21 protein-coding genes are annotated in these 17655 nt (G+C 63.3%); 14 read left to right on the forward strand and 7 right to left on the reverse strand.

The window, feature by feature from the left end; all coding sequences use genetic code 11:
* Positions 1-9: 9 nt before the first annotated feature.
* The 4 genes from ACN0TK_RS11120 to ACN0TK_RS11135 are packed head-to-tail and all read right to left on the reverse strand — an operon-like array spanning position 10 to position 2967.
* A complete protein-coding gene (locus tag ACN0TK_RS11120) occupies positions 10-861 on the reverse strand; it encodes a MotE family protein (protein WP_417309560.1) in 852 nt (283 codons plus the stop codon).
* Complete coding sequence (locus tag ACN0TK_RS11125; RefSeq protein WP_417309561.1) at positions 858-1289, reverse strand: DUF6468 domain-containing protein; 432 nt, start codon at positions 1287-1289, stop codon at positions 858-860. The genes ACN0TK_RS11120 and ACN0TK_RS11125 overlap by 4 nt, the downstream gene beginning before the upstream one ends.
* Positions 1289-2479, reverse strand: coding sequence for a flagellar motor switch protein FliM (gene fliM, locus ACN0TK_RS11130; protein WP_417309562.1), 1191 nt, complete (start codon positions 2477-2479; stop codon positions 1289-1291). The genes ACN0TK_RS11125 and fliM overlap by 1 nt, the downstream gene beginning before the upstream one ends.
* Entirely contained in the window at positions 2479-2967 is a 489-nt protein-coding gene (locus ACN0TK_RS11135; protein WP_417309563.1) for a flagellar basal body-associated FliL family protein, read from the reverse strand. The genes fliM and ACN0TK_RS11135 overlap by 1 nt, the downstream gene beginning before the upstream one ends.
* A 252-nt stretch (positions 2968-3219) precedes the next feature.
* Here ACN0TK_RS11135 and flgF point away from each other — a divergent pair, with 252 nt between their 5' ends.
* From flgF to ACN0TK_RS11165, 6 genes are all read left to right on the forward strand, one after another.
* A complete protein-coding gene (gene flgF / locus ACN0TK_RS11140) occupies positions 3220-3978 on the forward strand; it encodes a flagellar basal-body rod protein FlgF (RefSeq protein WP_417309564.1) in 759 nt (252 codons plus the stop codon).
* A gap of 10 nt (positions 3979-3988) precedes the next feature.
* Positions 3989-4774, forward strand: coding sequence for a flagellar basal-body rod protein FlgG (gene flgG, locus ACN0TK_RS11145; RefSeq protein WP_417309565.1), 786 nt, complete (start codon positions 3989-3991; stop codon positions 4772-4774).
* Between the two features lie 14 nt (positions 4775-4788).
* Complete coding sequence (flgA, locus tag ACN0TK_RS11150) at positions 4789-5733, forward strand: flagellar basal body P-ring formation chaperone FlgA (protein ID WP_417309566.1); 945 nt, start codon at positions 4789-4791, stop codon at positions 5731-5733.
* 20 nt (positions 5734-5753) lie between these two features.
* Entirely contained in the window at positions 5754-6494 is a 741-nt protein-coding gene (flgH, locus tag ACN0TK_RS11155; RefSeq protein ID WP_417309567.1) for a flagellar basal body L-ring protein FlgH, read from the forward strand.
* A gap of 186 nt (positions 6495-6680) precedes the next feature.
* A complete protein-coding gene (locus ACN0TK_RS11160) occupies positions 6681-6836 on the forward strand; it encodes a hypothetical protein (protein ID WP_417309568.1) in 156 nt (51 codons plus the stop codon).
* An 88-nt stretch (positions 6837-6924) separates the two neighbouring features.
* Positions 6925-8433: a carboxypeptidase M32 gene (locus ACN0TK_RS11165; RefSeq protein ID WP_417309569.1), complete on the forward strand. Its 1509-nt coding sequence runs from the start codon at positions 6925-6927 to the stop codon at positions 8431-8433.
* An 81-nt stretch (positions 8434-8514) separates the two neighbouring features.
* On the opposite strand, the gene dksA is transcribed toward ACN0TK_RS11165, so the two are convergent.
* Together dksA and ACN0TK_RS11175 are read right to left on the reverse strand one after the other, a co-directional pair.
* Positions 8515-8931: an RNA polymerase-binding protein DksA gene (gene dksA / locus ACN0TK_RS11170; protein WP_417309570.1), complete on the reverse strand. Its 417-nt coding sequence runs from the start codon at positions 8929-8931 to the stop codon at positions 8515-8517.
* Between the two features lie 116 nt (positions 8932-9047).
* Entirely contained in the window at positions 9048-9467 is a 420-nt protein-coding gene (locus ACN0TK_RS11175) for a flagellar assembly protein FliX (protein ID WP_417309571.1), read from the reverse strand.
* A 264-nt stretch (positions 9468-9731) separates the two neighbouring features.
* On the opposite strand from ACN0TK_RS11175, the gene ACN0TK_RS11180 reads away from it, so the two are divergent.
* The 8 genes from ACN0TK_RS11180 to flaF all read left to right on the forward strand — a co-directional run bounded on the left by ACN0TK_RS11180 (position 9732) and on the right by flaF (position 16060).
* Complete coding sequence (locus ACN0TK_RS11180) at positions 9732-10808, forward strand: flagellar basal body P-ring protein FlgI (RefSeq protein WP_417309669.1); 1077 nt, start codon at positions 9732-9734, stop codon at positions 10806-10808.
* A gap of 2 nt (positions 10809-10810) precedes the next feature.
* On the forward strand, positions 10811-11140 hold the full coding sequence (locus tag ACN0TK_RS11185; RefSeq protein WP_417309572.1) for a rod-binding protein: 330 nt from the start codon (positions 10811-10813) through the stop codon (positions 11138-11140).
* Entirely contained in the window at positions 11137-11607 is a 471-nt protein-coding gene (locus ACN0TK_RS11190; RefSeq protein ID WP_417309573.1) for a hypothetical protein, read from the forward strand. The genes ACN0TK_RS11185 and ACN0TK_RS11190 overlap by 4 nt, the downstream gene beginning before the upstream one ends.
* A gap of 98 nt (positions 11608-11705) precedes the next feature.
* Positions 11706-12038 carry a hypothetical protein gene (locus ACN0TK_RS11195; protein WP_417309574.1) on the forward strand — a complete coding sequence of 111 codons (333 nt, stop codon included), beginning with the start codon at positions 11706-11708 and terminating at the stop codon, positions 12036-12038.
* A 285-nt stretch (positions 12039-12323) separates the two neighbouring features.
* Entirely contained in the window at positions 12324-14267 is a 1944-nt protein-coding gene (locus ACN0TK_RS11200; protein WP_417309575.1) for a flagellin, read from the forward strand.
* Between the two features lie 329 nt (positions 14268-14596).
* Positions 14597-15211 carry a hypothetical protein gene (locus ACN0TK_RS11205; RefSeq protein ID WP_417309576.1) on the forward strand — a complete coding sequence of 205 codons (615 nt, stop codon included), beginning with the start codon at positions 14597-14599 and terminating at the stop codon, positions 15209-15211.
* Between the two features lie 98 nt (positions 15212-15309).
* Positions 15310-15693, forward strand: coding sequence for a flagellar biosynthesis repressor FlbT (gene flbT, locus ACN0TK_RS11210; RefSeq protein ID WP_417309577.1), 384 nt, complete (start codon positions 15310-15312; stop codon positions 15691-15693).
* On the forward strand, positions 15686-16060 hold the full coding sequence (flaF, locus tag ACN0TK_RS11215; RefSeq protein WP_417309578.1) for a flagellar biosynthesis regulator FlaF: 375 nt from the start codon (positions 15686-15688) through the stop codon (positions 16058-16060). The genes flbT and flaF overlap by 8 nt, the downstream gene beginning before the upstream one ends.
* Positions 16061-16146: 86 nt before the next feature.
* Here the strand turns inward: flaF and ACN0TK_RS11220 are convergent, their stop codons facing one another.
* A complete protein-coding gene (locus ACN0TK_RS11220; RefSeq protein WP_417309579.1) occupies positions 16147-17655 on the reverse strand; it encodes a hypothetical protein in 1509 nt (502 codons plus the stop codon).

A 17655-nucleotide genomic window follows, 5' to 3' on the forward strand; every position in this document is an offset into this window, starting at 1 on the left:
TGTCGCGGATTATTGCCCGACAATGGCGGGAAGGCCCGCGAGATCCTCACTGCCGACGGCCAGCGAGGGTTCGCCCGGATCCTCGGCCAGCGCGGCGGTCAGATCCTTGGCGCGGTCGGGATTCATGCGTGCGAGGACCGGCGCCATCTTGCGCGGGTTCATGGCCGCGGCCACCCGCAGCATGACGTCCATCTCCAGCTTGTCGAAAATCGCGGCGGCTTCCTTGGGCTTCATGGTCTCGTACATCGAGACCACGGCGAGGAACTGCTCCTGCTCTTCAGCCTTTTTCTGATCGACCAGCGCATTGATGCGTGCTTCGAGGGATTCGAGCGCTTGGGTGCGCTGTTCGATCCGCTTTTCGGCAGCGTCGAGCAGCGACATGCGGATATCGATCTCGGCCTCTCGGGCATCGAGCTCTTCGCGGCGTTCGCCGAGGCGCTTCAGCAGGGTGGCTTCGGTGCTGTCCGCTTCGGGGGCATCAGCAGCGTCAGCAAGATTGACGGGCGTATCGGGATCGACGGCGGCCAGAGTTGCGGGATCGCAGGTCGGATCGCCCTGCCCTTCCCCGGCCTCGGCAATGCCCGGCACGCATTCACCGTCACTCTGGCCAGCGTCGGTATCGACGGCATCTCCCGGTTCGGGCATCGGCAGCGTCGGCGCCGCATCCTCGATCAGCGGACTTTCGTCTTCCATCGTCGGTTCCGGCGTCAGCTCCATCGTGGGCGCGCCGGCATCGTCCTGCGCCACAGCAGCGCTGGGCCCAAGGACATAGCCACCATGGGTGACAATGCCGACGGTCTTGAGCAGCAGCAGCGCGGTGGCGGCTGCGACTACGACCGGAAGGAGCCGGACCGCCGTCAAGCGGCGTTCCCCCGAATGCGCTGGTAATTCGACAGCTGATCGAGCGCCGACTGCACGCTGGAGCTTTCGGCTGCCGTCTTCTCCTCGACCTCACCACGGCGGGCCGCCGTGGTGATCCGGGCAATCTTGTCAATGAGATGCTGGCCGGCATTGATGTGCGTGGCGAGCTTCACGGCGAAGGACTCGGCTTCGTCGAGGCGGGTCTGCAGGCCGTTCTCGGCTTCGACGGCAGTGGCCTTCAATTCCTGAATGGCCGCATTGGCCAGGCCGGTGGCCTGCACCAGATCGGTGACCATCTTGCGCAGCTGGTCGCGATCGGAATGCAGCCGCTTCAGCCGGTTGTTGAGGATCACGCAATAGCCGATCGTGGTGGCCAGCAGCACGGCAACCAGAACTTCCACGAGCAGCCCAAGTGACATGCCGAACATCAACGCGTTTCCTTCTTTTCGTCCAGGGCCTCGAAAGCCGCCATCGTGACGCGCGGCGGATTGAGCGGCTGCGACACGCGTACTGAAACATGCTCGCCGATATGACCGATGATGGCCTCGGTGAGCTCGACATCGCCGCATCTGAGCTTGATGGGATCGGACGGCGCGCGATCGAACATCAGGGTTTCGCCCGGCTGCAACGCCAGCGCCCGACTCAGCGGCAGCTTGGCTTCGTGCAGGATGGCGCTCAATTCGACATCGGCGGCAAAGATCTCGGTGGCGAGATGACCTTCCCAGATCGGGTCGCGCCCGAACTTTTCGCCCATGTACATCTGCAACAGCTGGTCGCGGATGGGCTCGATGGTGGCGTATGGCAGCAGGATCTCAACCTTGCCGCCGCGGTCGTCCATCTCGATGCGCAGCTCGATCAGGATGGCGGCGTTGGCAGGCCGGGAGATGGCGGCGAAGCGCGGATTGGTTTCCAGCCGCTCGATCTTGAAGGTTACGTCGGTGACCGGCTCGAAGGCCTTCTTGGTGTCCTCGAGAATGACCTCGATCATGCGACGGGCGAGCGCCATCTCGATCGTCGTATAGGGGCGCCCCTCGACGCGGATCGTGCCCCCGACACGCCGGCCGCCGAGCAACACATCGATCATCGAGTAGATCAATGCGGAGTCGACGGTCATCAGGCCGAAATTGTCCCATTCCTCGGCCTTGATGACGGTGAGGATGGCGGGCAGCGGGATGGAATTGAGGTAGTCGCCGAAGCGCACCGAGGAGATCGAGTCGAGCGCAACCTCGACATTGTCCGAGGTGAAATTGCGCAGCGATGTCGTCGACAGCCTGACGAGGCGATCGAAGACGATCTCCAGCATGGGCAGGCGTTCGTAGGAGACGAGCGCCGAGTTGATCAGCGCCTGCACGCCGCTGAGCTCGTCAATGCCGCCGGCCGTGGGATCGAAGCCGAGCAGGCTGTCGATCTCGTCCTGGTTGAGCACGCGATCGACATTGTCGTCGCCATCGGTTCCGGCAGCGAGCGCGGCGGCCCACTCGTCCGACATGGCCTCTTCGTCGCCCTCGCCGTCGCCCTCGTCCGATTCAGCGCTGTCGCTGCCACCGGCCGCGTTCATGAGTTCCTCGTCGAGGCCCCATTCGTCCGAGAGTTTGTCCTGATCGCCGGGTTCAGCCATCACTGCACCAGGATTTCATTGAACAGGATGTTTTCCACCTTGGCGGGGAAGACGGCGATGTTGACCCGACGGCGCAGTTCTTCCTTGAGCCGGTAAATGCCGGCCGAGCCCTCGAGATCGGACGGGCGCAGCTCGCGCAGGTAGACCTGGAAGGCATCGACGACCTTGGCCAGCCGCGGCTGGATGTCCTGCATGACCTGTTCATTGGCGACTTCGAGCGCCACGGTGAGCTTCATGAAAGCCTCGCCGTCACCGTCGGTATTGAGGTTCACCGTCATGGTCGGCAGTTTGAAGGTAAAGGTTTCGGGAACCACAACTTCGCCGGCTTCCTGGCTGGGCGGCGCACTGAACAGGAAGAAATAGGCCGCACCGCCGCCGAGCACCAAAACTGCCACCGCAGCGATGATGATGAACATGAGCTTCGGTTTTTTCTTGGCGGGGGCAGCGGCCTCTTCGGCGTCAACCCCAGCTTCTGCTTCCGCGGCCATGAAATCCTCGTGCCGCCGGGCGATTCCGGCTCAGGTGAGCTAAGCGCTGCCAGGGTTAACGAAAGGTTACGAAGCGTGGGCAAATGGGCAAAAATTGCCGGGCAACATCTGCCGGTAAACCCATAGCTGTTAACGAACTGCCCAGTCACCATTCCGCCAAGTCATTGAAATTGCTCACGTCGGCAGTTTGGCATGGTTTCTGCAGTGTTATTGGCATGGCCGCCGGCTTGGGGAAGTCAGCGACCATGGGGAATGACACGGGGACTTCGCGCCATGGAAAATGCGCAGCTTATCGGCCTATCGCGCCAGATCGCCTTGCGGCGACAGATGGATGTGGTGGCCAATAACATCGCCAACATGAATACGACCGGCTTCAAGTCCGAGCAGATCCTGTTCGAGGAATATATCATGCCGGTTGCCCGGGACCGGGATTTCGAGGTCGGCGACCAGCGCCTGAGCTACACGCTCGACTGGACGACGATCCACGACATGTCGGCCGGCGCGCTGGTGCAGACCGGCAATCCGCTTGATGTGGCGCTGGATGGCGAAGGGTTCCTGGTGGTGCAGACGCCGCAGGGCGAGCGCTGGACCCGCTCCGGCGCCTTGCAGATCGACCCCACTGGCACGCTGGTCAATTTCGATGGCTATCCCGTCCTGAGCGAACAGGGGCCCCTCTTCTTCCAGGCCGACGAAACCGACATCGCGATCGACGGCACCGGCGCCATCAGCAGCAGCGCCGGGAACAAGGGCCGGCTGCGGCTGGTCGAATTTGCCGACCCGCAGGAAACCGAACGCCTCGGTGACAACCTTTATTCCGGCGGCACCCCGCTGGCGGCACTCGACACCCGCGTCGTGCAGGGCGCCATCGAACGCTCGAACGTCTCGGGCGTCAGCGAAATGACCGAAATGATCCGAGTGCAGCGCTCCTACGAGAGCATTGCCTCGATACTGCAGCGGCAGGACGAGCTGCGCCGCACCGCAATCCAGCGGCTTGGCTCACTGAACGCGTAAGGAGACGACGATGAAGGCCCTTTATATCGCATCGACCGGCATGGCCGCGCAGGAGCGCAATGTCGAAGTCATCTCCAACAACGTCGCGAACATGCGGACCACCGGGTACAAGCGCGCCCGGGCCGAGTTTCAGGACCTGCTCTACCAGCAGCTGCGCCGCGCCGGATCGAGCACCTCGGAAGCCGGTACGGTGGCGCCGGTGGGGATCGAGATCGGCTCCGGCGTCAAGACCGCGGCAACCCCGCGGATCATGAGCCAGGGGCCGGTGGCCCCAACCGAAAAGGAACTCGACGTCGCGATCCGCGGCGAAGGCTATTTCGTCGTCAACCTGCCCGACGGGCGCACCGGGTTTACCCGCGACGGCTCGTTCGAGCGCGACGGCAACGGCCAGCTCGTCAATGTCGACGGCTATGAGATCGGACCCGGGATCGTCATCCCGGAGAACGCCAACTCGGTGTCGATCAGCTCCGACGGTATCGTCGAAGCCTTCATCGGCAACGACACGGCGCCGACGCAGCTGGGGCAGCTGCAGCTGGCCCGCTTCGTCAACAAGACCGGCCTCGCCTCGATCGGCGACAATCTGTTCATCGAAACGGCGTCCAGCGGCCCGCCGCAGATCGGCACGCCGAACCAGGATGGTCTGGGTGATGTGCTGCAGGGCTATCTCGAAAACTCCAACGTCAATGCGGTGACCGAGATCGCCGACCTGATCGCAGCGCAGCGTGCCTATGAGATGAACGCCCGGGTGATCTCCGGCGCCGATGAAATGATGCAGGCCACGAGCCAGCTGCGGTGATGAGGATCATGACAATGACACTGAAACTGACCGCCGCCGCCCTTCTCGCCGCTCTCGTGGGCACCGCCCCGGCGCTGGCCGAGCTGAGCCTCAAGACCGACGTCAGCGTCGTATCGGAGATCGTCACCGTGGGCGACATGTTCGACGATGCCGGGATGCTGGCCGAGACTGCGCTGTTCCGGGCGCCGCTGCCCGGCACCACGGGGCTCGTCAGCATCGCCGCCGTGCGGGCCGCCGCCGAGCGCGCCGGGTTTTCAGAGTTTGCCGCCGACGGCATCGAGCGGGTCCGGGTGACGCGGCAGGCCAAGGTGGTCGACGAAACCGTGCTCGACGGACTGATCGTCAGCGATCTGACCCAGCGGGGATTGCTGCCGCCGAACACCGAAGTCGAACTGCGCTTCGATGGCGGCGCCCCGAGCTATAATGCCGAAGCCGTGGCGACGCCGGCGGAACTGCTGACGCTGCATTATGCGCCGGGCAGCACCCGCTTCACCGCCCGGTTCGCGATCGCGGGCACGCCACAGCCGGTCGACGTCTCCGGTTCGATCACGCTGATGGTGGCGGTGCCGCATCTGCTGCGCAGCGTTGCTGCCGGTGAGGTGATCAGCGCGCAGGACCTCGAAATGAAGCGCGTGCCGCTGCAGTTCGCCCAGCAGAACGGCATCGACGACGTGGACCAGGTGGTCGGCAAGGCGCTGATGCGCAATGGCCGCGCCGGACTGATGCTGCGGCTGGCAGATGTGACCGACCCCGTGGTCGTGACGCGCAACAGCGCGGTGACCGTGCTTTACAGGGTGGGACCGCTGCAGCTGACCATGAAGGGCCTCGCCCTGACCGCCGCAAGTGCCGGCCAGCCGGTGCAGGTGATGAATACCGCCAGCAAGAAGATCCTGCATGGGATCGCAACTGCCGCAGGGCTCGTCGAAGTCGATGACGCGCTCACCGTGGCCGGCCTGTGACCGGCGAAGGGAAATCTGAGATGACCATGATCAAGACACTCGCCACCCTCGCCGCACTGACCCTGCTGGCCGGCTGTTCCACCCTCGACAAGCTCGCCTCGGTGAACGAAGAACCGCGGCTGACGGCAATTGCCGATCCGACGGCCCAGGCCGGCTACAGCCCGGTGCGGATGCCGATGCCCGAAGTGGTTGCGGCCTCGTACCAGCCGAACTCGCTGTTCTCGAACGATGCGCGCGGCTTCTTCAAGGATCAGCGGGCGCACAAGATCGGCGATATCCTCACCGTGCTGGTGACCATCGACGACAGCGCCAAGATTTCCAATACGACCGGCCGGTCGCGGAACTCGGCGTCGGAGTCGAGCATCGGCGGCGTCCTCGGCTCGATCTTCGGCGGCAAGGTGCCGCTGGCCGATGTCGAAGCGTCCGGGGCGATTAATACCGGCGGCACCATGTCGGATGGCGGCTCCGGTTCGGTCGATCGCTCGGAGAGCCTCGCCACCCAGGTTGCAGCCGTCGTGGTGCAGGTGCTGCCGAACGGCAATCTGGTGATCGAGGGCCGGCAGGAGGTGCGCGTCAACTATGAAGTGCGCGACCTGATCGTCGCCGGCATCGTGCGGCCGGAAGACATTCACTCGGACAATACGATCCCCTCGTCCAAGATCGCCGAGGCCCGGATCTCGTATGGCGGCCGCGGCCAGATCACTGCGGTGCAGCAGCCGCGCTACGGCCAGCAGATCACCGACGCGATCCTGCCCTTCTAAAAGTTCCCCACCCTGCGGCGCCCCGTCCCCATTGGGCGCCGCCGGTTCCCCGACCGGCTCCAGAACAGAGCCGGCCACACAAAGGGCGCAGCCTCCCCGGGCTGCGCCCTTCCCCATTTCGGAGTCGGCGCCGGTGGATAGGGCCGCTGTTTCAACCTATGAATCAGGTGGAAGAAGGATAACGGCATGAACAACAGGATCGGCCTCGGCATAGCGATCGGCACCGCCATCGGCGCCGCGGTCGGTGTTGCGACAAACGATGTTGCGCTGTGGCTCGGGGTCGGCATTGCGGTTGGCGCCGGGCTGGGTGCAGCTCTGTCCGGCAGCCGTGGGGATCGCTAGCAGGCACTGGTCCTGCCCGTCGGGTCGGCTTGTGCCGGCGCGCCAGATTGGCGATAGCTAGCCGGGTCAGTTTTCCCGGGAGTCCCTGATGTCCGCCAATTCCGCCATCACCAAGCTTGATGATCTCGCCAAGCGCCTCGAAGCGATCGAGCATGCGCAATCGATGCTGGGCGTCGACGAAGCCGTGATGATGCCGACAGGCGGCGGTGAAAAGCGCGCCGAGGCGATGTCGACGCTGGCCGGCATGTATCACGAGATGGCCGGAGCGCCCGAGATCGCCGATCTGCTGGCGGCGGCGGAGGCCGAGCCGAACGATGCATTGATGCAGGCCGGACTGCGGGAGTGGCGGCGCGAATATACCAATCTCACCTGCCTGAGCTCTGACTTCGTGCGCCGCAAGGTCAACGCGCAGATGCGGGCGGAACAGCTTTGGCGCGAGTTGCGCCCCAAGGGGGACTGGCAGGGTTTCCTGCCGGCGTTCGAGGGCCTGGTCGAGATGACGCGGGAGGAAGCGGGGCTGCGGGCCGAAGCGCTGGGGCTCGACCCCTATGACGCGCTGATGGAGCAGTTCGACCCGGGCAATCGCGCCGCCGAGATCACACCGGTGTTCGATGAACTCAAGGTCTTCTTGAAGGATTTCGTGCCCGAGGCTCTGGCCCATCAGGAAGAAAAACTGGCCAAGCGCCCGCTCAAGCCGCTCAATGCCCCCTTCCCGATCGAAAAGCAGAAGGCGCTGGGGCTGGCGATGATGGAGGCGGTCGGGTTTGATTTCGACCATGGCCGTCTCGACACCTCGCACCATCCGTTCTGCGGCGGCGTGCCGACCGATATCCGCATGACGACCCGCTATACCGAAGGCGAGTTCCTGACCTCGCTGATGGGGATCCTGCACGAGACCGGGCATGGGCTGTACGAGCAGAACCGCCCGGCCGACATAGCGCACTGGCCGCATGGCCGGTCGCGCGGCATGTCGGTGCATGAAAGCCAGAGCCTGTTCGTCGAAAAGCAGATCGCGCGCAGTGCCGAATTCTGGGAATGGGCCATGCCGCTGGTGCGCGAGCATCTGGGTGAAGAGGCCATCGAAGGGTGGGAGCTCAAGGACGTTCTGGCCCATGTGCATCTGATCCAGCGCGGGCTGATCCGCGTCGATGCCGACGAAGCCACTTATCCGCTGCATGTGATCCTGCGCTACGAGATCGAGAAGGATCTGGTCAGTGGCGCGCTCGAAGCGCGCGACGTGCCCGAGGCCTGGGACGCCAAGATGCGGGAGTATCTGGGCCTATCGACGATCGACAACATGAAGGACGGACCGATGCAGGACGTGCATTGGCCGTCGGGCGCAATCGGCTATTTCCCGAGCTATACTCTGGGCGCAGTGATTGCGGCGCAGCTTTGGGCCGCGATCGAACGCGACACGCCCGATGTCCGCGAGGACATGCGGCAGGGCCGGTTCGTGGGCCTCAACGACTGGCGGCGCGAGCATATCTGGTCGCAGGGTTCGCGCTATCCGACACCGGAACTGCTGGAGCGCGCGACCGGCGAGCGCTTCAACGCGGAACACTTCATCACGCATCTCAAGCAGCGCTATCTGGGCTGAAGCCCGGGCGCTGAGGCGCGGTGCGCAACAGCGGCGCGCTGATCCTGAAATGAAAAAGCCGGCCCGAGGGCCGGCTCTTTATCATTCGTCGCGATAGACCTTTTCGCGGCGCTCGTGCGATTCCTGGGCTTCGAGGCTCAGGGTCGCAATCGGCCTTGCGTCGAGCCGGGCGAGACCAATGGGGTCTCCCGTTTCCTCGCAATAGCCATAGGTGCCTTCCTCGATCCGCTTCAACGCCGAGTCGATCTTGGAGATCAACTTGCGCTGCCGGTCCCGGGTGCGCAGTTCGAGCGCCCGGTCGCTTTCGGAAGATGCCCGATCCGCCACATCCGGATGGTTCGAACTTTCTTCCTGAAGATTGTCGAGGGTCTCACGGCTCTCGCGCAGGATATCTGACCTCCAGCGCTCGAGCTTGGCCCGAAAATACTCCCGTTGCCGGGGGTTCATGAACGGCTCATCATCCGAGGGCCGGTAGTCTAGAACTTCAGAAGACGTCATCCCTAGCTGCACTCCAAACGCCCCATGCGGGGCCTTATAATTGCGCGATGGCACTTAGGGCAAGCAGGTAAACGCCCGTTGGATAACATCTAAGGTTACTGTGATCGAAAAGCAGATCAGGCGGGGAAGCGTTCGTGCTTGGCCAATTCCACGCGGGCCCGCAGCTCTATGTCGTCCAGCAATTCATCGAGACCCGGTTCGCTGCGCTCGCGCGCCTGGGTGATGATGGTCATCAATTGATTGAGACGGGCCTCGCTGACGCGGCCCAGCAGCAGATCTGCGCGAATCGACTCGAGGGTATCGAGCAGGCTGCGCCCCCGCCGCAGAAGTTTGCGGCGCCGCTCGGTGACCTCGTCGACGGACTGAAGCGCCAGCAGGGCATCGATGGCCGTTGCAGGCGCCGGTCCGGAGGTGGCGGCGGCGCGAGCGGTCCCTGCCCCGCTGTCGACGGTGAAAGCGGGACCGGACGCCGATGCGCGGTTGGCACTGCCCCGCCCTGTCGTGCTGGAAACCCGGGTCTTGCTGTCGACGCGCATGTAACTGGCCTGAGTGTGCGTGAGCCGGCAAAATCTGCCGCCAAGGGTTAACGAGTGGTAAAGGCCCGGCAATTTGTGCCGGACGCATTGTTCCATCCTTACACCCGACAGTCTGGAATCTCCCGGTTTCCCGGCAGTTTCGCGACTTGGCACGGAAATCGCTTAGTTACCGGCAAGTGCGGTCCGTGGGGACGGATCGCCCGAACCGGGGACGACGAAATGCCACGACGACTCTTCAAGCAATGGATCACAGCGCTGCTGACGATGACCCTGATCGCACAGCCATTCACCGCTCAGGGTGCCGCAGCGCGGATCAAGGACATCGTCGATGTCGAGGGCGTGCGCGAGAACCAGCTGGTGGGCTATGGCCTGGTCGTCGGCCTCAATGGCACGGGCGACAGCCTGAACAACGCGCCGTTCACCCGGCAGAGCCTGCAGGCAATGCTGGAGCGGCTGGGTGTCAACACCCGCGGCGAGAACATGCGGACGGCCAATGTCGCCGCGGTGATGGTGACGGCCAACCTGCCGGCCTTTTCGACCCAGGGTTCGCGGCTCGACGTCAACGTCGCCGCGCTGGGCGATGCCTCATCGCTGCAGGGCGGCACGCTGCTGGTGACGCCGCTGCTGGGCGCCGATGGCGAAGTCTATGCCATTGCCCAGGGGTCGGTGACGATTAACGGGTTCAAGGCCGAGGGCGACTCGGCAACGGTGATTTCCGGCGTGCCGACCACCGGGCGCATTTCATCGGGCGGGCTGATCGAGCGTGAAGTGGGCTTCGCGCTGGGCGCGCAGCGCTCGCTGCGGCTGGCGCTGCGCAATCCCGATTTCACGACGTCGCGACGCATTGCGCTGGCGATCAATGATTTCATTGGCGTGCCCTGCGCCACCCCAGAGGACCCGGCGACCATCCGGCTGATGCTGCCCCGGCATTTCAACGGCAATATCGTCGACCTGATCACCGATATCGAGCAGCTGGTGGTGGACACCGACGTGCCGGCCAAGATCGTGATCGACGAGAACTCCGGCCTGATCGTCATGGGCAAGGACGTGCGGGTGTCGACGGTGGCGATCGCGCAGTCGAACCTGACGGTGACGATTTCCGAAAGCCCCGAAGTCGACCAGCCGGCGCCGCTGTCGCGGGGCGATACAGTTGTGGTGCCGCGCACCGACCTGACGGTGACCCAGACCGACAGCGACCTGGGCGTGGTCAACGAGTCGGTAACGCTGCAGCAGCTGGTCGATGGGCTGAATGCCCTGGGCATCGCACCGCGCGACCTGATCGCGATCCTGCAGGCCATCAAGGCCTCCGGGGCGCTGCAGGCCGAAATCGAGGTGCTGTGATGATGGACGCGATTACCGCCAACTCCAGCCTGCCGCCGCAAACGCTGAGCCGGTTGCAGGGCCAGGCCCGGGAACTCGAGGGCGTTTTCCTGAACACCCTGATGAAGGAAATGTTCGCGACCGCCAAGCCGCAGGGCGAGATCAATGGCGGCTTCGGGGAAGAGACCTGGCGCGGCATGCAGGCCGAGCAACTGGCGAACACCATCGCCGACTCGGGCGGGATCGGGCTCGCGGAATCTATCTTGCCTGAACTGATCCGGGCGCAGGAGGCGGCGATGTCCCCTGCAGCCAACAGTGCTTCATTTACGCCATACTCCGGAGACAACCGATGACCACCGCCGCTGAGCGCCTCGCCGCGCTGGATTCCCTGCCGGCCCTCGAGCTTTGCGTCCGCGCCGCTGAAACCCTCGATCAGCTGGTCAGTGTGATGAACGAAGAAACCACGCTGCTGCGCTCGGGCAAGGCGCGGGAGTCCACGGCCCTGTCGGCACAAAAGACCGCGCTGGCGCAGGACTACATGAGCCTCGCCCGCTCGGTGCAGCGCCAGAGCGCCCGGTTGCAGGCCGAAGCCCCATTGGCCGTCGACCAGTTGCGCAAGCGGCACGAGCGGCTGGCGACGCAGATGGCGGAAAACCTCAAGGTGATCGCCACGGCACGCGACGTGACCGAGGACCTACTGAATGACGTTGCGACGGCGGTGACGGCGCGCAACCAGCCCAACACCTATGGCGCAGGCGGCAAGGTGACGGCGCCGCGGCCCAATGCCGTGGGATCGGTGGCGATCAACCGGTCGCTGTAGAACAAAATTCGAGCTAAATGCGGCTGGCGTCCGCAACGAACACGCAGGAGATAAAGGCGCAGTTTTGGCTATTAGGTAGACCTACAAGGATGTTGGTCGTGAGCGCCAGAATTGCGCCAGATCCGGTCGGTCCCGCATTCGGGACGACAGCCGATTTCAGTTCCCGGACATTGCGTGGCGACGCGCAGCTGACCGAGCGCACTGCTGTATCTGCCGCCAAGTCCACCGACGAAGCCTCTGCCAGCCCCGCCGTCGAGTCGCTGCCCGAAGTGCCGCCACCGGCGTCGCCGCCCGGAGAAGCGTTTGCAGTTGCCCTCATCTCAGGACAGTTGCCACCAAGGCCGGCAAGCGAGAGAGAGGTTCAGCTGCGTCTCGGTTCCGCCGAACCGCCGGCCCAGAGCGCCCTGCCGCTCATGGACAAGCTGATCTAGCCTCCAGCACGAGGGCCGGCCCGGACGTCAGCCCGCCGCGAAATCATACACACTCCGTACCCAGTGCCAAAGCTATAGCCGCCTGCGCATCTGCGGTGACCGAGTAAGGCTTTACAGTTGGCTGTGGAGTACGCATTTCCTAGCGCCAAATCGTTCAAAGTACGCGCGTTTTTGGATTGTCATCCGTCAGCCGAGTTAACCGTTTTTTGAGGACTCAGACTCGATATTCGGCGGGCTTCAGAATGAGGCGTCGAAGAAAACTAGTACCCAGGAAGGGAACTCCTAATGGCTGATATTTCTCTCTCGAAAGCAGTTCGCTCGAACCTGCTGAACCTGCAGTCGACTGCCACGCAGCTTGGTAAGACGCAGGAGCGTCTGGCCACTGGCCTCCGCGTCAACTCGGCGCTCGACAATCCGACCAACTTCTTCACTGCATCGTCGCTGAACAGCCGCGCGTCCGATCTGGGCCAGCTGCTGGACTCGGTCGGCAATGCCGTGCAGACCATTGCCGCTGCCGACAAGGGCATCACCGCAATCACCCGACTGGTGGAAAGCGCTCAGGCGACTGCCCGCCAGGCCCTGCAGACCTCTGCCACCATCGACCAGGCTGGCGGCGCTGTTGCAGAAGTGCTTGCCACCAAGGATTCGGCCGACACGTCTGCCGTGACCATCGCCGCAGCGACCGCTGCGACTTCGGCGTCCATCAGCAGCTCGAGCTTCTCGGCTGTCGATCTGTCTACCGCGGCCGTGACGGGCGTCCAGTCGACCATCACCGCCGACAGCACCTTCACCGATATCGATCTGTCGAACAACGCCGACAATACCTTCACGTTCGATATCACCCTGGGCGGCACGACCAGCAACATCTCGCTGTCCCAGGCTGACGATACTGTTGGCTCCGATAACACTCTTACTATCGATGAAGCGATCGCAGCGATCCAGAGCCAGCTCGATTCTGACGGCCTCGGCGTTACCGTCGGCAAAGATGGCGCCGGCACCAGCCTGACCTTCACCGCTGCTGCCGCTGGCGCAACTGCTCTGACCGTCGACAACGCAGCGACTGCCGGTACCGGCAATTTGTCCGCCGTCACCGATCTTGGTATTACCAATGCGGGCACCACCGGCCAGACCGATACCGGCGTTGACGAAGTCATCGGTGACGCGATCACCTTCGACCTGACGGTCGGCGGCACCACGCAGTCGATCACCCTCGACAGCTCGATCACGGCAGTGGATTCGACTGCAGTGACGGCCGACGAGATTGCGACGGCGATCAACACCCAGTTCGGCTCCGCCGTCGCTGATGGCAGCTCGGGCGAACTGGTGATCACCGATGCCACCACCGGTACCAGCTCGGTTGCCACCATTGCCAACTTCGCCGCCACCGGCAGTGCCACTACTTCGGGCCTGGCGGACGGTACGGACAGCGGTGATGATGCCACGTCCTCGACCGTTGGCGACATCACCATCAACGGGCAGACTGTCTCGCTCGCGGATGGTGACGATGCGGCGGCCATTCTGTCGAAGTTCCAGACTGCTGCTGCGGCGTCCTCGGGCACCAACGCATTCACCGTCTCGGATGCCGGCGGTACGCTGACCTTCACGGGTACGGCAGGTAACGACCTGACCATCGGTGGCGACGCTGCCACTCTGGCCGCGGTCGGTCTTTCGGATGAAACCATCGACGGTACCCCCGCCGCGGCAACATCCACCGTCCAGGTGACCAACCCGAAGCGTGACGAACTGCGCAACCAGTACAACGACCTGCTCTCGCAGATCGATCAGCTGGCCAAGGATTCGGGCTTCAACGGTGTGAACCTGCTCAACGGCGACGGCCTGTCGGTGCTGTTCAACGAAGACGGTTCTTCCAAGCTCGACATCAATGGCGTGACCAATGATGCAGCGGGCCTTGGCCTGACCGAACTGAGCGCCGGTGATTTCGACACCAACACCAGCATCAACAGCACGCTCAACACGCTGAAGGCCGGCATCGATACGCTGCGTACGCAGTCTTCGAAGTTTGGTTCGCAGCTGTCGGTTGTGGAGACCCGTCAGGACTTCACCAAGAACATGATCAACGTCCTCGAGACCGGTGCCGCCAACCTGACCCTGGCCGACACCAACGAGGAAGCGGCCAACCTGCTTGCTCTGCAGACCCGCCAGCAGCTGTCCTCGACGGCTCTGTCGCTGGCCTCGCAGTCCGATCAGAACGTCCTGCGTCTGTTCTAAGACTGATCAAATGCAATCGAAAGGCGGGCCTTGGCCCGCCTTTTTTTGTGTCGTACTGTATAATACTTAACCACCGCCTCTCCAGAATGGACTGGCAGTTATTCGTACCACTTACCTGGTGGGCAGTTGCGCTGACCAGTGCCCGCAATTCCCGCGGGCTCCACCTGGTCCTTGTGTCAGGGTCTTGCTGATATCAGAGCGCCCACAATTGACCACGTCACGATGCCCAATTTGCGGGTCTGGTGGCATCTACAGTTTGAATATCGATTTGACTGCACGTTTGTCCGCGGCTTTGCCGCGCACAGCATCGCATGAAAAGGCATTTACACATGACCAGATCTGTCGAGAGCCCCAGTGGCGTGGACCAGACACAACACGACGATGGCGGCGATACACTCGCGGCAGCATCTCGTTCCGGGTCGAAAGCCCTCCCAGCTCGGCGCGCTCTGTCTCCCGATCTCAGCCGCACCCTCGCCATCGGGCCGGTGACAATCCGTTTCGACAGCACAGACGTCGCGACCCAGCTGGACCAGGAGATCCCCAAGCTCGCTGCTGCCGGCATCCTCGTGCGCACCGACGCGAACGCCTGCTTGCGGTTTACCAGCGACAGGCCCTTCACGATCTGCGGCGACGCCGCGATCCTCACGGCCCTGGGACTGACGGCCGGTACGCATCCGGCGTCCGGTAATTTCGCCGCCGATCGCGACTACGAGCTGAGCGTACATGCACTCAAGACCGTGCTGGGGGCGCTGCGCAACATCCCGGCGCGAACGCTTACGAACTTTTCGGCTGTGGCAGAGATTGCCAATGACTCAGAGCCGACAGGCTGCCTGAGCGAAGAGGCCGCCAACCTCGTCGCACTCGAGATCCGCCAGCAGCTCAGTGCGGTCACCCAGTCGCTGACGAACTATGCGCAGAACAGCGTGCTGGAGCTGCTAAAGTAGGAATGTTCCGTGATTCCTGTCGGATGACGCGCCCGCAGCAAGGATTTGGTCACTGCTGTGACCTAGAGTTTGCACATCGGTAACCATAAGAGACTGGCATGTCCCTCAAAGTCGAACTCAAGCCCGGCGAGCGGCTGATCATTGGCCAATGCGTGGTGACGAATTCGGACCAGCGTACCCGGCTGTTCATAGACGGCAAGGCGCCTATTCTACGCGAGAAGGACATCCTTACTACGGAAACCGCCAATACCCCGGCTAAGCGCATCTACTTAGCCGTGCAGCTGATGTATATCGGCGAGGACGTCGCCCTTCTTCGGCAGGACTATTTCGCGTTGATTAACGAGCTGGTGAAAGCCGCACCGTCGACAATTGGGATTGTTGACGAAATTAACAACGAGATATTAACCGGCGCTCTCTATAAAGCTCTCAAGGCTGCAAAGAAGCTGATTCAGTACGAGCAGGATCTCCTAGACAATGCATAACAACGCCGCTCTGGCCTATCAGCAGGTGGGTCAAAAAACTGCTTCGCCGCGCATCATTGAAGCCAACCTGCTCTCGCGTTCCGCAGCCCAGCTGCAGCGCGTTCGGGACAATTGGGAGGTCGCCGAGGATGATCTGCAAACGGCACTGATGTTCAACCGCAAGCTGTGGGGTGTGTTCCTGACCTCGGTCACGGGCGAAGAGAGCACCTTGCCGAAGGCTCTGCGCGAGAATATCGCGAACCTGGGTCTGTTCGTGATGAAGCACACGATTGCCGCGCAGAAAGCCGCCGATGCGCAAAAGCTGGACGTGCTGATCAACATCAACCGCCAGATTGCAGCAGGGCTGCGCGCTGAAGCCGACGTCTGACCGCCAGGCTTCGCCTTCACATCACCGCATGAAATCGAGCCCGCAGTGATGCGGGCTTTTTCGTTTCCGACGATGGGCGGGGCCGGTCAGCGCAGGTAGTTGACGAGCGTCAGTTCGCTGAGCAGCGAGGTGGTCTGATAGCTGGCTTCGAGGCGCGTCTTGAGCGCCAGGATTTCCATGGCGACCTGTTCGGTATCCGCGTTCTCGATATCGGCAAGCATGTTGGTGAGCTGCGCCTTGTGCGCGGTATGGCGCTCGCCGATGGTTGCGGCGGTCGTCTTTGCAAGTCCCAGTTCGACCGCAATTACCTCAATGGACCCAGCGGAATTGTTCTGGCTCTCCGCCAATCGGCTGATGTTGCGCTGGGCAACCGCATCGAAGCGCTCGCCGGATGTCGTATCCGCACTGGCATAAGTCTGAACCGACTGCACGGCCAGCGAACGCACCAGTTGGGCGATACCCGATTCATTGGCCTGCACGCCGTAGCGGACGGTCGTGCCGTCACCGACCTTGGCGGTAAGGCTGCCGCGCGGATCGGCATTGTCTTCGCCGGTATACCACAGCACCGTATCGGCAGGCGTGGCGGCGACAAGACCCGTGGCGCTTTCGAAGGGCGGGCCATCGACGCGCAGCACCTGCTCGCCCTGGCCGTTGAAGTAATTGTCGGCAGCAGCGAAAGCCGACGCCGATGTGAGGGTGGTCTCGCCCAGGGATTCCAGCGAGGCGCCTAGTGCTGTGGCGAAATTGGCCGCCGTCGTGTCGCCATCGGCACCGATCTGGAACTCTCCCGGGCCCGGGGTGCCCGTCGTCGCCGTGAGGACGATCTGGTCTTCGGTGCCATCAGGCAGGGTCAGACCGATCGTCACGGTCTGGCCGGCAGCAGGCAGCGCGCCGGTGGTGAAGGTCACCGAGAGATCGCGCGGCTGCGTCGCGCCGGGGCCGGCGACAGTGATGTTGGCCGAAGAGGTCGAAAGGTTGGACAGCTTGAAGCCGAAGGGATGGTCGCCATCCTCGGTCAGCGTGGTGGTGTCTGCGACCGTCGCGACCACGGTGCGCCCGCGCGAGTCGGCGCCAAGATCGGCGAGCTTGCGCTCACCCACGATGGTGCGGAAACCGGCACGCCCCCCCTCGCCTTCCAGCACTGCCTGGGTGGAGGCGACGGGCTTGGACTCGGTCTTGTTGCCGCCGAAGGCATAGCGGCCCGCGACGTCGGTATTGAGCAGGGTCAGCACTTCGTCGAGGCGGGACTTGGCAATCTGCGGCGCCGTCTGGAAATTGACCTGGGACGAGCCATGGTTGCCGGGAGTGATGGCACCGCGCGCGTCCGACTCGAGCGCATCGAGCCGCGACATTGTGGTGTCGAGCACGTTCAGCCGCAGATCGAGCGTCTTGACGTTTTCCCCGTAGGCATCGATGCGCGAGATGCGCGAGCGCGTCGCCAGGCTGAAATAGCGGTCGGTGCCCATCTCGGCCAGATTGGCGGCCTTTTCGCCCGTCGCGAACTGCAGCTGCAGCTGGTCGTAGCGCACTTTCATGCTGGTGATGTTGCGAATGCTGTTTTGCAGCGGGAACATCGTTTTGGAGACAGCGGGCAT

Origin of the sequence: Devosia sp. (assembly GCF_048261455.1) — a bacterium.
Classification (GTDB): Bacteria; Pseudomonadota; Alphaproteobacteria; order Rhizobiales; family Devosiaceae; genus Devosia_A.

Coding starts and splice junctions, on each gene's coding strand:
- ACN0TK_RS11125 (WP_417309561.1), bottom strand. CDS start 1,289: ATGTTCGGCATGTCACTTGGGCTGCTCGTGGAAGTTCTGGTTGCCGTG.
- fliM (WP_417309562.1), bottom strand. CDS start 2,479: ATGGCTGAACCCGGCGATCAGGACAAACTCTCGGACGAATGGGGCCTC.
- ACN0TK_RS11135 (WP_417309563.1), bottom strand. CDS start 2,967: ATGGCCGCGGAAGCAGAAGCTGGGGTTGACGCCGAAGAGGCCGCTGCC.
- flgF (WP_417309564.1), top strand. CDS start 3,220: ATGACACGGGGACTTCGCGCCATGGAAAATGCGCAGCTTATCGGCCTA.
- flgG (WP_417309565.1), top strand. CDS start 3,989: ATGAAGGCCCTTTATATCGCATCGACCGGCATGGCCGCGCAGGAGCGC.
- flgA (WP_417309566.1), top strand. CDS start 4,789: ATGACACTGAAACTGACCGCCGCCGCCCTTCTCGCCGCTCTCGTGGGC.
- flgH (WP_417309567.1), top strand. CDS start 5,754: ATGACCATGATCAAGACACTCGCCACCCTCGCCGCACTGACCCTGCTG.
- ACN0TK_RS11160 (WP_417309568.1), top strand. CDS start 6,681: ATGAACAACAGGATCGGCCTCGGCATAGCGATCGGCACCGCCATCGGC.
- ACN0TK_RS11165 (WP_417309569.1), top strand. CDS start 6,925: ATGTCCGCCAATTCCGCCATCACCAAGCTTGATGATCTCGCCAAGCGC.
- dksA (WP_417309570.1), bottom strand. CDS start 8,931: ATGACGTCTTCTGAAGTTCTAGACTACCGGCCCTCGGATGATGAGCCG.
- ACN0TK_RS11175 (WP_417309571.1), bottom strand. CDS start 9,467: ATGCGCGTCGACAGCAAGACCCGGGTTTCCAGCACGACAGGGCGGGGC.
- ACN0TK_RS11180 (WP_417309669.1), top strand. CDS start 9,732: ATGACCCTGATCGCACAGCCATTCACCGCTCAGGGTGCCGCAGCGCGG.
- ACN0TK_RS11185 (WP_417309572.1), top strand. CDS start 10,811: ATGGACGCGATTACCGCCAACTCCAGCCTGCCGCCGCAAACGCTGAGC.
- ACN0TK_RS11190 (WP_417309573.1), top strand. CDS start 11,137: ATGACCACCGCCGCTGAGCGCCTCGCCGCGCTGGATTCCCTGCCGGCC.
- ACN0TK_RS11200 (WP_417309575.1), top strand. CDS start 12,324: ATGGCTGATATTTCTCTCTCGAAAGCAGTTCGCTCGAACCTGCTGAAC.
- ACN0TK_RS11205 (WP_417309576.1), top strand. CDS start 14,597: ATGACCAGATCTGTCGAGAGCCCCAGTGGCGTGGACCAGACACAACAC.
- flbT (WP_417309577.1), top strand. CDS start 15,310: ATGTCCCTCAAAGTCGAACTCAAGCCCGGCGAGCGGCTGATCATTGGC.
- flaF (WP_417309578.1), top strand. CDS start 15,686: ATGCATAACAACGCCGCTCTGGCCTATCAGCAGGTGGGTCAAAAAACT.
- ACN0TK_RS11220 (WP_417309579.1), bottom strand. CDS start 17,655: ATGCCCGCTGTCTCCAAAACGATGTTCCCGCTGCAAAACAGCATTCGC.